General features: G+C 72.4%; 13 protein-coding genes. 3 read left to right on the top strand and 10 right to left on the bottom strand.

Features of this window, described 5'->3' with window-relative positions:
- Positions 1–139: 139 nt before the first annotated feature.
- The 3 genes from ACIRRU_RS28100 to ACIRRU_RS28090 form a co-directional block, all read right to left on the bottom strand.
- The gene (locus tag ACIRRU_RS28100; RefSeq protein WP_403685115.1) at positions 140–1,363 is read right to left on the bottom strand and encodes a TerD family protein; all 1,224 of its coding nucleotides are present in this window, start codon (positions 1,361–1,363) and stop codon (positions 140–142) included.
- Positions 1,364–1,503: 140 nt separating this feature from the next.
- Entirely contained in the window at positions 1,504–1,725 is a 222-nt protein-coding gene (locus ACIRRU_RS28095; protein ID WP_403685114.1) for a hypothetical protein, read from the bottom strand.
- Between the two features lie 75 nt (positions 1,726–1,800).
- Positions 1,801–3,252 (bottom strand): peptidoglycan D,D-transpeptidase FtsI family protein, encoded by a 1,452-nt coding sequence (locus tag ACIRRU_RS28090; protein ID WP_403685112.1) that lies wholly within the window; start codon positions 3,250–3,252, stop codon positions 1,801–1,803.
- A gap of 221 nt (positions 3,253–3,473) precedes the next feature.
- On the opposite strand from ACIRRU_RS28090, the gene ACIRRU_RS28085 reads away from it, so the two are divergent.
- Positions 3,474–4,190: a DsbA family oxidoreductase gene (locus tag ACIRRU_RS28085; protein ID WP_403685110.1), complete on the top strand. Its 717-nt coding sequence runs from the start codon at positions 3,474–3,476 to the stop codon at positions 4,188–4,190.
- 82 nt (positions 4,191–4,272) lie between these two features.
- A complete protein-coding gene (locus ACIRRU_RS28080) occupies positions 4,273–5,340 on the top strand; it encodes an aminotransferase class V-fold PLP-dependent enzyme (RefSeq protein ID WP_403685109.1) in 1,068 nt (355 codons plus the stop codon).
- Positions 5,341–5,513: 173 nt separating this feature from the next.
- On the opposite strand, the gene ACIRRU_RS28075 is transcribed toward ACIRRU_RS28080, so the two are convergent.
- Entirely contained in the window at positions 5,514–6,020 is a 507-nt protein-coding gene (locus ACIRRU_RS28075) for a MarR family winged helix-turn-helix transcriptional regulator (RefSeq protein ID WP_403685107.1), read from the bottom strand.
- A gap of 202 nt (positions 6,021–6,222) precedes the next feature.
- Between ACIRRU_RS28075 and ACIRRU_RS28070 the strand changes: the two genes are divergently transcribed.
- Positions 6,223–7,293 carry an alkene reductase gene (locus ACIRRU_RS28070; protein ID WP_403685105.1) on the top strand — a complete coding sequence of 357 codons (1,071 nt, stop codon included), beginning with the start codon at positions 6,223–6,225 and terminating at the stop codon, positions 7,291–7,293.
- Here the strand turns inward: ACIRRU_RS28070 and ACIRRU_RS28065 are convergent.
- From ACIRRU_RS28065 to ACIRRU_RS28040, 6 genes are all read right to left on the bottom strand, one after another.
- A complete protein-coding gene (locus ACIRRU_RS28065) occupies positions 7,269–8,306 on the bottom strand; it encodes a VOC family protein (RefSeq protein WP_403685104.1) in 1,038 nt (345 codons plus the stop codon). The two genes, ACIRRU_RS28070 and ACIRRU_RS28065, sit on opposite strands and share 25 nt — an antisense overlap.
- Positions 8,307–8,409: 103 nt before the next feature.
- Positions 8,410–9,303, bottom strand: a complete 894-nt coding sequence (gene thpD, locus ACIRRU_RS28060) for an ectoine hydroxylase (RefSeq protein ID WP_363203272.1) — start codon at positions 9,301–9,303, stop codon at positions 8,410–8,412.
- 3 nt (positions 9,304–9,306) lie between these two features.
- A complete protein-coding gene (locus ACIRRU_RS28055; protein ID WP_096628138.1) occupies positions 9,307–9,705 on the bottom strand; it encodes an ectoine synthase in 399 nt (132 codons plus the stop codon).
- A gap of 84 nt (positions 9,706–9,789) precedes the next feature.
- Entirely contained in the window at positions 9,790–11,052 is a 1,263-nt protein-coding gene (gene ectB, locus ACIRRU_RS28050; RefSeq protein ID WP_403685101.1) for a diaminobutyrate--2-oxoglutarate transaminase, read from the bottom strand.
- A 146-nt stretch (positions 11,053–11,198) separates the two neighbouring features.
- Positions 11,199–11,729 carry a diaminobutyrate acetyltransferase gene (ectA, locus tag ACIRRU_RS28045; protein ID WP_403685100.1) on the bottom strand — a complete coding sequence of 177 codons (531 nt, stop codon included), beginning with the start codon at positions 11,727–11,729 and terminating at the stop codon, positions 11,199–11,201.
- 320 nt (positions 11,730–12,049) lie between these two features.
- Positions 12,050–13,156 carry a pyridoxal-phosphate-dependent aminotransferase family protein gene (locus ACIRRU_RS28040; protein ID WP_403685099.1) on the bottom strand — a complete coding sequence of 369 codons (1,107 nt, stop codon included), beginning with the start codon at positions 13,154–13,156 and terminating at the stop codon, positions 12,050–12,052.
- Positions 13,157–13,200 lie beyond the last annotated feature (44 nt).

Genomic DNA, 13,200 nt, shown 5'->3' with positions numbered 1-13,200 from the left:
CGTGGCCCCGCCCAAGGGGTGTGGGGGGCAGGGGGGGGGCCCGGCACCGGGCGGGGAGCGCAGGGGGAGCGGCGGGCACCGGGGGGGGGGGGGGACCGCCGGCCCCCGGTGGGGGGGCCCCCCCGGCCCCTCCCGGCCGTCACAGCGCCTGGGCGGCGGGCTTCACCATGCCGCGCACGGTGCGTGACTTCACGAACTCGCCCATCGCGGTCATCTCCCACTCGCCGGTGAACTGCTTGATGAGCTTCGCCATCATCACGCCGGTCTGCGGCTCGGCGCCGGTCAGGTCGAAGCGGACCAGCTCCTCGCCGGTCGCGTCGTCGAGCAGCCGGCAGTAGGCCTTGGCCACCTCGTTGAACTTCTGGCCGGTGAACGAGTTCACCGTGAAGACCAGGCCCGTGGCGTCGGCGGGAATCCGGCCCAGGTCCACGACGATCGTCTCGTCGTCGCCAGCGCCCTCTCCGGTGAGGTTGTCGCCGGAGTGCTGGATCGCCCCGTTGAGGATGGTCAGCTTGCCGAAGTAGCAGCTGTCCAGGTGGTTGCGGTTGGGGCCGTAGGCGATCACCGACGCGTCCAGGTCGATGTCCTTGCCGCGGAAAGCGGGCTCCCAGCCCAGGCCCATCCTGACCCGCGAGAGCAGCGGGGCGCCGCCCTTGACCAGGGACACGGTCTGGTTCTTCTGGAGGTTGACCCGGCCCTTGTCCAGGTTGATCTTCCCGGACCCCGCGGGCGGGACGGGCGCGGCGGGCGCCGCCGGGGGAGCGGGCGGGGCGGGCGGGGCGACGCGCGGGTCCACGGGAGCGGCGACCGGGGCGGCGGGGGCCGCGGCAGCCGGGACCGGCGGGGCGGCGGGCGCCGCGGGCTCCTCGACCGAGACACCGAAGTCCGTGGCGATGCCGGCGAGGCCGTTGGCGTACCCCTGGCCGACCGCGCGGGCCTTCCAGGCGCCGTTGCGCAGGTAGATCTCGATGACCACGAGCGCCGTCTCGTCGCTCAGCTGCGGCGGGGTGAAGGTGGCGAGCGGGCTGCCGTCGTCCGCGTTGCGCACGGTGGCGGTGGGCTCGACGCCCTGGAAGGTCTGGCCCGCGGCGTCCGGGCTCGCGGTGACGACGATCTTCTCGATGCCGGGCGGGACCGCGGTGGTGTCGACCACGATCGCGTCGGGCGAGGAGCCCCCGCCCGCGCGGTAGGTCACCCCGGGGCCCGAGGGCTGGTTGTAGAAGATGAAGTCGTCGTCCGAGCGCACCTTGCCGTCGGCGGTGAGCAGGAGGCCCGAGACGTCGAGCCGCACCGGGGCGGCGACGTCCACCGCCACGCGGGCGGCGGACAGAGGGATGTTCGAGCCGGGGGTCATTGCGGTCATGCACGGGGTAACGAACGACCTGGCTTTGCCGTTCCCTTACCTTCGCCCCTCCGCCCGTACCTTCGCCCCTCCGCCCGCCCCGGAACGCCGCCCGCGCCGCCCGGTCCGGTCCCCCGGGGCACCGCCCGGCCCGGCGTCTCTCAGCGCCGGTTGCGCGGGTGGTCGCGGGCCGTGCGTTCGTTGCCGTGCCGGTACGCGCCGGTCCAGCGCGCCATCACCAACTGGCCGTCGCCCTCCGCCACCTCGGCGAGGAACTTCCCGGCCCGGCCCCCGCGCAGGGTCCCCGCCGGGCGGCCGTGGTGGGTGATGGTGACGCTCCCGTCACCGTGCTCCTCGTAGCGGAATCCAGAAGGTCTCGGCATGCCCGTGATCCTGCCCGCCGTCCCGCCACCGTGTCGCGCGCTTTTCCCCGGGTGCCATCAGGTCTTCCCGGGCGGTCACCGCTCCAGCGCCGCCTTCATCGTCTTCTGCGCGATCGGCGCGGCCAGGCCGTTGCCGCTGACCTCTGAGCGGGCCGAGCCGGAGTCCTCGACGATCACCGCGACGGCGACCTCCTTGCCGCTGCCGGCGTCCTTCGCGTACGAGGTGAACCAGGCGTACGGGGTGTTGCTGTTGTCCACGCCGTTCTGCGCGGTCCCCGTCTTGCCGCCGACCTCGGCCCCGGCGATCCGCGCGTTGGTGCCGGTGCCCTCCTCGACCACCGTCACCATCGCGCTGCGCAGCTGCTCGGCGGTGGAGGCGGCCACCACCCGCTTCGTGTCGCCGTCGCCGGTCTCCTCCAGCACCGAGCCGTCGCCGTCCGTCACCTGGGACACCAGGTGCGGCGCGGCCAGCTCACCGCCGTTGGCCAGGGCCGCGGAGACCATCGCCATCTGGAGCGGGGTCGCCGTCACCTCGAACTGTCCGATGCCCGTCAGCGCCGTCTGCGCCCGGTCCATGCCGGTCGGGTAGAGGCTCTGGGCCGCCCGCACCGGGATGTCGAGCTTCTCGGTGTCGAACCCGAAGGCGTCCGCCATCTTCTTCACCTTGTCCTGGCCGAGGTCGGCCGCCGCCTTCGCGAAGACGTTGTTGCAGGAGTAGCGCAGCGCGGTGCGCAGGGAGGCGTTCTCGCAGGGGGCGGAGGCGTTCTCGTTGCGCAGGACGGTGCTGGTGCCGGGCAGGGTGTAGGGGGCGGGGCTCCTCGTCGCCTCGTCGACGGAGCCGTACAGACCGTTCTCCAGCGCCGCCGCCGCGACCACCAGCTTGAACGTGGAGCCCGGTGCCAGCGGCTGCCGCAGCGCCCGGTTGACCAGCGGCTTGTCCGGGTCGTCCAGCAGCTCGCGCCAGGCGTCGCCGTCGTCCGTGCCGCTGATCCTCGCGGGGTCGTACGAGGGTGTGGAGACCATGCCGAGGACACGTCCGGTCTTCGGGTCGATGGCCACCACCGCGCCCTTGTCGCCGCCGAGCGCCTCGTAGGCCGCCTTCTGGACGCCCGGGTCGATCGTGGTCAGGACGTTGCCCGGCGCGGCCTGCTCGCCGGTGATCAGGCCGGCCGGGTTCTTCAGGCGGTCGTCCGTGCCGTCCAGGACATCGCCGTAGATGCCTTCGAGCTGGGTCGCGCCGTACGCCTGCGAGCTGTAGCCCGTGACGGCCGCGTACAGCTCGCCCTCGGGGTATGTCCGCTGGTAGCGGAGGTCGCCGCCCCCGGTCGCCTTCGATCCGGTGACCGGCGAACCGGCCACGATGATGTCCCCGAGCGGCTGCGCGTACCGCGCGATGGTGTTCCGCCGGTTGTGCTCGTCGTCCGCGAGCGCCCTGGCCTCGTAGCCCTGCACCCATGTCGCCCGCACCAGCAGGGCGAGCACCATGAGCAGGCAGAAGACCGAAGCGCGCCTGATGGTCCTGTTCATCCGATGGTCCTGTTCATCCCGCTGGAAGACGAGCGGGGCGGCCCCGCTCGTTCCCCCTTGTGCCGCTTCTCACCGTTTTCTCAGGTGACCCCCTCCGGCCCCTAAAGGGCAGCCGTGCGGGGGGAATCAGCTGGTCGGGTCCGGTGTTGGCACCGGTGGCCCGACCGCGGAGAGGGGATTCTCCGCCCACCCGTCCGCGACCCCTGGAGAGAAGAAGAGTCATGCGCGTCGAGATCTGGAGCGACATCGCCTGCCCGTGGTGCTACATCGGCAAGGCCCGTTTCGAGAAGGGGCTCGCGGAGTTCGCCCACCGGGACGAGGTCGAGGTGGTCCACCGCTCCTTCGAGCTCGACCCCTCCCGGGCCAAGGGCCAGACCGGCCTGGTGGTCGACATGCTGGCCGAGAAGTACGGCCGCACCCGTGAGGAGGTCGCCGGGATGGAGGCGAACGTCGCCGCCAACGCGCGGTCCGAGGGGCTCGGCTACCGCACCGAAGGACGGGACCACGGCTCCACCTTCGACATCCACCGGCTGCTGCACCTGGCCAAGGCCCGGGGCCGCCAGGACGAGCTGCTGACCCTCGCCTTCCGGGCCAACTTCGCCGAGGACCGTTCCGTCTTCGACGACGACGTGCTGCTCGCCCTCGCCGAGGAGGCCGGACTCGACGCCGGAGAGGCCCGTGCGGTGCTCGCCGACCCCGAGGCGTACGCCGACGACGTCCGCGCCGACGAGCGCGAGGCCTCCGCGCTGGGCGCCAACGCCGTGCCGTTCTTCGTCCTGGACCGGCGCTACGGGATCTCCGGCGGCCAGCCCTCGGAGGTCTTCGTCCAGGCGCTGGAGCAGGCGTGGAAGGAGCGCCCGGACACCGGCCTGACCGGCCTCGGCGGTGAGGCGGCCGCCTGCGACGCGGAGGGAGCCTGCGAGGTCCCGCGCACCTGAGCCGCCGCATCGGTCGGCGCAGCGCGGGTGGCCCCGGCCGGCGGCGATTGACCACGAGGTGAGGGGGCCTCAGGGTGAGGGGATGACCATCTCCGTGCTCCGTCAGGTCGTCGCCGCCGAGTTCGCCCCCGAGGTCACCTACCTCAACACCTCCAGCTGGGGTCTGCTGCCCCGGCGGACGATCGCCGCCGTCAAGGCGCTCGCCGACGAGAACGCCGCCGGGCGCCGGAGCGGGGCGGGGAGCTTCGAGGCGGTGGAGGCGGCGCGCGTGGGGTTCGCGCGGCTCGTCGGGGTCCACCCGGACCGGGTCGCCACCGGCGGCTCGGTCACCGTCCATGTCGGGCTGATCGCGGCCTCGCTGCCGCCGGGTGCCGAAGTCCTCTGCCCCGAGGGGGAGTTCGCCTCCGTGGTCACCCCGTTCGCGCTCCGGGGTGATCTGCGCGTGCGGTACGTCCCGCTCGCGGAACTCGCCTCGGCCGTCCGCCCCACCACCGCGCTCGTCGCCTTCTCCGCGGTGCAGTCGGCCGACGGCCGGGTGGCCGACCTCGCCGCGGTCCGCGCGGCCGCGGCGGCGCACGGCGCCCGGACCCTGCTGGACGCCACCCAGGCGGCGGGCTGGTTCCCACTGGACGCCGGGGCGTACGACTACACGGTCACCGGCGGCTTCAAGTTCCTGCTCTGCCCCCGGGGTACGTCGTTCCTGACCATGACCGAGGAGGCGGAGCACGCCCTGCCGCCGCTCTTCGCGGGCTGGGTCTCCGCCGGAGCCCCCTGGAAGAGCAACTACGGCCCGGTCCGGCGCCTCGCCCCGACCGCCCGCGCCTTCGACGAGCCGCCCGCCTTCCTCTCGTACCACGGGGCCGAGCACTCCCTGGCCCTGCTCGCCGAGGTCGGCCCCGATGTGCTGTACGCGCACGCCACCGGCCTCGCGGCCCGGCTGCGGGCCGGACTGGCGGAGCTGGGGCACGAGGCGGTCCCGGGGGAGTCGGCGATCGTCGCCGTACCGGGGCTCGACGGCCGTCAGCCCGACCTGGTGGCGGCGGGGGTCGCGGTCTCGGCCCCGGCCGGGAACCTGCGGATCGCCTGCCACCTCTACAACACCGAGGCCGATGTGGACCGGGCGCTGGAGGTGCTGGCCGGGAAGGGCTGAGACGCGGTGGGCGGGGCATCGCCGGACCGGAGTCCCGGCCCGGCGGGGGCCCCACCCACCGGGCGATCGGCCCCGGCCGTGCTCAGCCCCACGTGCCCGGGGACGGAGGGCCGAGCCAACGGTCCGGCGGCGCCCCACCCCCGTGCGCCCGGTGTGCCGTGCCGCCCGGGGCCTCAGTCCTGCCCCGCGCAGCCCTCCGTCTCGTGGCAGAGGTTCGTCTCGACCTTCGCCAGCAGCCGGGTGAGCTCCGTGCGCTCCGCCGGGTCCAGGCCCGCCAGCGTGTGATTCTCCAGGCTGCACCAGGCGGTCCGCACCGCCTGGTGCAGCGCGCAGCTCCGGTCCGTCGCCTCGACCAGCACGGCACGCCGGTCGGCCGGGTCGGGGCTGCGGCGCACGTGCCCGGTCTGCTCCAGGCGCTGGAGCATCTTGGTGACCGTCGACGGGTCCAGGTCGAGGGACCTGATCAGCTCCGTCTGCCGCACCGCTCCCCGGTCCCACAGGTGCATCATCAAGAGCTCCTGCCCCGGGTAGAGGCCCACCTCCTTGAGCGCCCTGCCCGCCGCGATCCGGTGCAACCGGGCCACCCGGGAGACGGCGTGGCTCACCGGCCCGCCGAACGCCGCCGCGGGCAGCGCGTCGGTACAGGCGGGGTCCGCTGGGGTGGGGTGACCGGTGGTCATGGCGGGGCTCCTCGGGGTCCTCGGGGCGGCGGGCCACGGGCTGCGGGCCGCGCCTTGGATGATGCCCCGACGGGTTGCCACCACTTTACCTTGGTCGGCCAATTAGTGGGCTACAGTGGCGATCGGCGCCGATCATTGGCCGACCACATATTGGGTCGGCCGGTAGGTCGCGCCTGCCCTCCACCTTGTTACGGGAGCCCCTATGACCACCGCGTTCGATCCGATCGACCTGTCCGGCACCCCGCTCGCCAACCGCATCGCGCTGGCCCCGATGACCCGCAGCCGGGCGGGCGACGGCGGCACCGCCACCGAGCTGACCGCCACGTACTACGCGCAGCGCGCCTCGGCGGGTCTCGTCATCACCGAGGGCATCCAGCCCTCCGCCGTGGGCCAGGGCTACCCCGCCACCCCCGGTCTGCACAGCGCCGAGCAGGTCGCCTCCTGGCGTACGGTCACCGACGCGGTGCACGCGAAGGGCGGCCGGATCTTCGCCCAGGTCATGCACGCGGGCCGCATCGGCCATCCGAGCCTCCTGCCGGAGGGACTCGTCCCGGTCAGCGCCTCCCCGGTCAGGGCGACGGGCCAGGTCTACACCGCCGAGGGGCCCAAGGACTTCGTCGAGCCGCGCGAGCTGACCGACGCCGAGATCCGCGCGACCGTCGCCGACTTCGCCGCCGCCGCGCGCAACGCCGTGGACGCCGGGTTCGACGGGGTGGAACTGCACGGCGCCAACGGCTATCTCATCCACCAGTTCCTCGCCCCGGGCACCAACCGGCGGACCGACGCGTGGGGCGGCTCCGACGAGGCCCGCATCCGCTTCGCCGTCGAGGTGGTCAAGGCGGTCGCCGCCGAGATCGGGCCGGACCGCACCGCCCTGCGGATCTCGCCCGGCAACCCGTACAACGACATCGACGAGCCCGCGCCGGAAGCCGCGTACACCGCGCTCGTCCGGGAGATCGAGCCGCTCGGCCTCGCCTATCTGCACGTGCTGGAGGCCGTCCCGATGCGCGAGCTGACCCTCGGCCTGCGCAAGGCCTTCTCCGGGACGCTCATGATCAACGTGTACACCGAGGGCGTGACCGGACCCGACGACCACACGGTGATCGACGACGGCGTGGCCGACCTGATCTCCTACGGAGCGCTCTTCCTCGCCAACCCGGACCTGCCCGAGCGGCTGAAGGCGGGCGGACCGTTCAACACCCCGGACCCCTCGACCTTCTTCGGCGGCGACACCAGGGGCTACACCGACTACCCGGCGCTGGAAGCGGTCTGACGCTCCGCCGGAGGCCGCCCGTCCCACCGCCACCCGGTGCGGCGCGGGCGGTCCGGCAGCTCCGCGCGGCCGGTGGCCCACAGCAGGACCGCCCACCGGTCGCCGCCCGCCGGGGCCTCGGGGAAGAGCCGGGCCAGCGCCCGGTCGCACAGCGCGGCGGGCGGCGACCACGCCAGCCCCAGCCCCGCCGCGAGGTCATGGGTGTGCACCAGGGTCTCCACCACCCCCATCGCGGCGAAGCCCTCCGGGTCGGAGACCCCGTGACCGTGGTACGAGCGGACCCCGGACGGCGTGGTGCGCACCATGGAGGCGAGCAGTGCCCCGCTCGCCTCCAGCGTGGCCAGCAGCCCGGCGGGCCCGGCCGCGCGGTCGGCGAAGACCGCGTTGTGCGGCCCGCCCGGCCGCGCGGGCACCCACCGGTAGGGCACCTCACGCTCCAGCGGCGGCGTACGGGGACCCAGCTGCACGGCGTAGGCGAACAGATCGTCGCTCAGGTGCTCCGCGGTCTCCCAGCAACTCCACGTCAGGCTCCCCGCGGGCCGCTCCCAGCCCTCCGCCGGGGCCCCGCCCAGCGCGTCCACCGCGAGCCGTACGGCGGCCGTCACGTCGTCGGCGGTCACCGGCAGCCGGGTCCCGGTCAGCGCGGCCCGCTCGGCGGCGGAGCACTCCACGCAGAACTCGTTGCCCTCCGGGTCCGCGAGCGTCACCCACCCCCGCCCGTTCGGCCTGCGGTGGTCGCCGACCAGGGTGGCCCCGAGCGCCAGCAGCCGCTCGACCTCCTCGTCCCGGGAGCGGTCCCGCGGCTGGACATCGAGGTGCACCCGGTTCTTGACGGCCTTCGCGTCGGGCCCCTGGACGAACAGGATCGCCGCACCGGGCGTGTCGAGCAGCGCCTCCGGGTCGCCGGGGAAGTCGTCGTCCGCGAGCGGGGCGCCGAGCACCCGGGACCAGAAGGTGCCGAGCCGGTGGGCGTCGGCGCAGTCGATCGTGATGTGGCGTACGTGGGAAGTCATGGCCGCCACCTTCCCCTCGGCCCCCGGCCCCGGTCCACCGAGTTACGCGTGAGGGGCCCGGGACGGCGTACCGTCCCGGGCCCCTCACCTGCGGCGCGTCCCGCTACCTCACCGGGGTGAAGTCCCGCGCCCCGATGAACTCGGGGCGGCGGATCGGAGCCGCGAACGGCTCCTGCGCCTCGTTCTCCACGCTGTTGAAGACGATGAAGACGTTGCTGCGCGCGTACGGGGTGATGTTGTCGCCCGAGCCGTGCATGGCGTTGCAGTCGAACCAGGTCGCCGAGCCGGCCCGGCCGGTGAACAGCCTGATGCCGTGCCGGTCGGCCATCTTCGTCAGCGCCTCGTCGGACGGGGTGCCCGCGTCCTGCATCTGGAGCGACTGCTTGTAGTTGTCCTTCGGCGTCTCGCCCGCACAGCCGAGGAACGACTTGTGCGAACCGGGCATGATCATCAGCCCGCCGTTGGTGTCGAAGTTCTCGGTCAGCGCGATCGACACGGACACCGTCCGCATGTTCGGCAGACCGTCCTCCGCGTGCCAGGTCTCGAAGTCCGAGTGCCAGTAGAAGCCCGACGCGCCGAAGCCCGGCTTCACGTTGATCCGGGACTGGTGGACGTAGACGTCCGAGCCGAGGATCTGGCGGGCCCGGCCCACCACCCGCTCGTCGCGGACCAGACCGGCGAAGACCTCGCTGATCTTGTGGACCTCGAAGACGGACCGTACGTTCTGCGTCTGCTTCTCCACGATGGAGCGCTCGTCGGCACGGATCAGCGGGTCGGTGACCAGCCGGTCCAGCTCCGCCCGGTAGGCGGCGACCTCGTCCGGGTCGATGAGCTGGTCGACGGTGAGGAAACCGTCGTGCTCGTAGCCCTGGAGCTCCATGGCGGCGATCGGACCCGGTGCGCCCGGCGCGGACCAGATGACCGGGTCCTGGCGGGGAGTGGTCATCTCGGCGGCGCCGCGCGAGGGGTACAGATCGGCGCGTACTTCGGTGGTCATGGTTCAGCCCTCCTCGGTCAGCAATGGGTAGACACCGTTCTCGTCATGGTCTTCCCGTCCGGTGACCGGCGGGTTGAACACGCACACGCAGCGGAAGTCCGTCTTCGGCCGCATCGTGTGCCGCTCGTGCCCGTCCAGCAGGTACATCGTGCCGGGGGTGATCCAGTGCTTCTCGCCGGTCTCGTCATTGGTGAGTTCGGCCTCGCCCTCGGTGCAGAGGACCGCCTCGATGTGGTTCGCGTACCACATCGAGGTCTCCGTGCCCGCGTACAGCACGGTCTCGTGGAGCGAGAAGCCGACCTTCTCCTTGGCGAGCACGATGCGCTTGCTCTCCCAGGTGCCGGACGCGGCCTTGACGTGCCGGTCGGTGTTCTCGATGTCCTTGAACGATCGGACGATCACGGTGAGCGGTTGCCTTTCTCTCTGCATCGCCCCGGGCCGCGCGGGCCCGGGGCCTCTCCTGACGCCTGCCCGGGGAATGCCGGGTCAGGCCGTCTCGCGTACGCAGCGGGCCAGCGTGCGCAGGCCCTCGTCCAGCTCTTCGGGGGTGATGGTCAGCGGCGGCAGCAGCTTGACGACCTCGCTCTGCGGACCGGAGGTCTCCAACAGCAGCCCCAGTTCGAAGGCGCGGGCGCAGACCGCCGAGGCGCGCGCCTTGTCCTCGAACTCCATGCCCCACACCAGGCCGCGGCCGCGGAAGCTCGCGGTCGCCTCCTCGGCGCAGATGGCCAGCAGCGTCTGCTCGACCTGCTCGCCGCGGGCCAGGGTCTGCTTCTCCATCTGACCGTCGGCCCAGTAGGCCTGGAGCGCGGCGGCGGCCGTGACGAACGCCGGGTTGTTGCCGCGGAAGGTGCCGTTGTGCTCGCCCGGCTCCCAGATGTCCAGCTCCGGCTTGAACAGGCAGAGCGACATCGGCAGACCGTATCCGCTGATGGACTTCGAGAGGGTGACGATGTCCGGGGTCATCCCGGCCTCCTCGAAGGAGAAGAAGCCGCCGGTACGGCCGCAGCCCATCTGGATGTCGTCGACGATCAGCAGCATGTCCTGGCGGTGGCACAGGTCCTGGAGGGCGCGCAGCCACTCGGCGCGGGCGACGTTGATGCCGCCCTCGCCCTGGACCGTCTCCACGATCACGGCGGCGGGCTTGTTCAGCCCCGAGCCCTGGTCCTCCAGGAGCCGCTCGAACCACAGGAAGTCCGGGACCGTGCCGTCGAAGTAGTTGTCGAACGGCATGGGCGTGCCGTGCACCAGCGGGATGCCCGCACCGGCGCGCTTGAAGGCGTTGCCGGTGACGGCCAGCGAGCCCAGCGACATGCCGTGGAAGGCGTTGGTGAACGAGACGACGGCCTCGCGGCCCTTGACCTTACGGGCCAGCTTCAGCGCCGACTCCACGGCGTTGGTGCCCGTCGGGCCCGGGAACATCACCTTGTACGGCAGGTCGCGCGGGCGCAGGATCACGTTCTGGAACGTCTCCAGGAAGGCGCGCTTCGCGGTGGTCGCCATGTCCAGGCCGTGGGTGATGCCGTCGCGCTCGATGTAGTCGATCAGCGCGCGTTTCAGCACCGGGTTGTTGTGGCCGTAGTTCAGCGAGCCCGCTCCGGCGAAGAAGTCCAGGTAGGAGTGGCCGTCCTCGTCGGTGAGGCGGGCTCCCTGCGCGCGGTCGAAGACGGCGGGCCAGCCGCGGCAGTAACTGCGGACCTCGGACTCCAGGGTCTCGAAGACGCTCAGTGCGGGCGGGGTGATGGTCACAGCGGATCTCCTGCGTGAGGGGGTGTGACGGGCGGTGGTCGGTGCTCCCGGTCCGGTCGGGGCGGGCCGGGACCGCGCCGGATGGCCGTCCGGCGCGAAAAGTCGTGGGGACCGGGCGTACGGGTGGGTACGCCGGGCCGGGCGGCTCAGGTGGCGAACGGGCCGATCCGGTAGAGGACCTCCGACAGGTGGGTCCCCTCGGGGAACAGCCCGCCGTCGAAGAGCACCTCCTGCTCCAGGCCGACGTCGTGGCGCTGCGCGTAGGAGGTGAACAGCCGGTCGGAGGCGGTGTTGTCCGGGGTGATGGTCGTCTCGACGGACACCAGCCCCTGGTCGGCGGCGACCCGGGCGGTCAGCGCGTCCAGCAGGGTGGCGGCCAGTCCCTTGCCGCGGTGCTCCCGGTCGACGGCCACCTGCCAGACGACGAGGGTCTGCGGGCGGTCGGGCCGGAGGTAGCCCGTCACGAAGGCGATCGGCTCGCCGTCCTCGCCCCGGGCGACGGCGGACGTCGCGGCGAAATCGCGACACCACAGCAGGTAGCTGTACGAGGAGTTGAGGTCCAGGACCTCGGAGTCGCGGGCGATGCGCCAGATCGCGGCTCCGTCCTCCACTCGTGGGGTGTCGATGCTGAGAAATTCGCTTCGGGCACGGGCAAATTCTGCTGGTGCGGCGGTCATGTGAAGTGAATTTACCGAGCAAATTTGTAAATTGCATCGGTGCGAAGGGTTGGGTGGCGGGTCCTGGTGTGTTATCAGGCGGGCGCGCTCGTTCGCGCGAAATGTCGGCGTTTTGTTGGTTTTTGACCATCACATAACGGTCATAACGCTGCCCGTGTGTATTCGGTCACAAGCCCGTAACTCTTGTGAGACCTGCCCGAATCATGGAGTCCGGGGTCCGTGAGAACTTGTGTGTTTGGGGAAGAGAATAACGGGCAAAAGAATGCGGGAAGCTATTTCGAATAAAGTCATTTCCCGCACGGTGAATTCTCCGGGTTGATTCAGGCGCCCGGCCAGGTTTCCGACACCGCCCGCCGGGCAGCATCGACATCGACCCGCAGCCCCGCCTCACCCAGCGCCGCTCCCAGAGCGGCGAGCGAAGCGAGCACCGCGCCCCGCGTCGCGTCCGCCCCGTAGTGGTTGACCCGGATCATCTCCTTCGACAGCGCCCCGCCACCTGCGACCAGCGGCAGCGAGGGCTCCGTCGCCAGCGCCCGCGCGACCAGCGCGGCGGCGTCGGTCCCCGCCGGGGCGCGCAGCGTCGTCGCCACCGGAGCCGCGTCCCGTACGTCGTGGACGTACGGCCCCAGACCGCCCCCCAGCGCCACCGCACCGGCCCGGGTCGCGGCGGCCGCCGCGGCATGCCGGGCCATCACCGTCTCCAGCCCCGCCGCCTCGATCCGCTCCACACAGGCTTCCAGGCCCAGCATCTCCAACTGCGCCGGGGCGTGCGGCAGGGCCGTGCGGCCGGCGTCGATCCAGCGCTCCTTCCAGTCCAGCAGCGAGAGGTACGAGCGGCGCGGCGCGGCCGGGTTGGCGGCGATCCGCTCCCAGGCCCGCTCGCTCACCGACACCGCCGACACCCCCGCCGGACCGCCCATCGCCTTCTGCGCGCCGATCACGCACAGGTCCACGCCCCAGGCGTCCGGCAGCAGCGGCTCGGCGCCCACCGAGGCGACGGCGTCCAGCATGAACAGCGCCCCGTGCGCCCGCACCGCCTCGCCGATCTCCGCGACCGGGTTGGTGTTGCCGGTCGCCGCCTCCGCGTGCACCAGGGACACGAAGTCGATCTCCGGGTGCGCGGCCAGTGCCTCAGCGACCTGGTCGGCGGTGACCGCCGTGTGGAAGGGGACGGTGAGGTCGACGACCTCGGCGCCGCAGTCCCGCAGCCAGTTGCCGAAGGTCTGCCCGTAGGGACCCGTGACCACGTTCAGCGCGGTCGAGCCGGGCCGCGCGCCGCCGCGGATGCAGCCCTCCAGGGGCAGCAGCGCCTCGCCCTGGGTGATGACAACGTCCTGCTCGGTGGCGAGGAGGGCGGCCACCCGCCGCTCGATGGCCGCGAAGCGTGCGGCGGTCAGCGGGGGGAGGTCGAGGAAGGGGTGCGTCACGGTGGTGCTCTCCGGGGTCGGTCGGCGGTCTCTCGGCACTCGCA

It is taken from the genome of Streptomyces sp. NPDC101181 (genome assembly GCF_044767975.1).
In the GTDB taxonomy this organism is placed as follows: domain Bacteria; phylum Actinomycetota; class Actinomycetes; order Streptomycetales; family Streptomycetaceae; genus Streptomyces.
Note: the sequence above shows the minus strand (reverse complement) of the source record. Positions and strands in the feature narration are given on the sequence as shown.